Raw genomic sequence first — 504 nt, 5'->3', positions numbered from 1 at the left:
GATTACGCCAGACCGGCCTCGAGACTATCGGCAACCTATGCATGGGGCTGTTGCCGTTGATCCGCAGTCCAGAGCTGAGCCGTCTCCACCGGGGCCACGCATTGCGGGTGTTCAACACATTGCAGCCCATCATCGAGCGCAAGATTGATCTGTACCTGGGCGGCGGTGGCTCGCGGTCTTCTGCCGAGATCGAACAGCACGCAACGCGACGCCCGGCGCTGACCTTCTACCAGGTGCTCAAGGCTTACGCGATGGTCAGCCGGCAATGGAAACCGCGCCACGTTGGAGGCTCGCGAGCTGAGCTGCGCCAGCGCCACGAAGAGCTGGTGCAGTGGGTGGACCGGACGCTTGAGCGGACGCGCGAGGCCATCGAGGCGGACCTCGGCGAGATGAGCTTGAACCTGATTGCGCAGATCGAGGCCGGCGACCAGATGTTTGACGCCCTGGACCTGCGCATGGCGAAGGACGCGCCGACGATCACGCAGGCCCATCCACCGACCCGCT

At 64.7% G+C, this 504-nt stretch carries 1 protein-coding gene; it reads left to right on the top strand.

Annotation, left to right across the window (positions count from 1 at the left end; all coding sequences use genetic code 11):
- A partial coding sequence (locus ABQX22_RS26820; RefSeq protein WP_349802870.1) for a hypothetical protein occupies positions 1 to 504 on the top strand: 504 nt, incomplete at both ends.

The organism is Xanthomonas sp. WHRI 1810A (assembly GCF_040202885.1).
GTDB lineage: Bacteria > Pseudomonadota > Gammaproteobacteria > Pseudomonadales > Pseudomonadaceae > Aquipseudomonas.
Note: the sequence above shows the minus strand (reverse complement) of the source record. Positions and strands in the feature narration are given on the sequence as shown.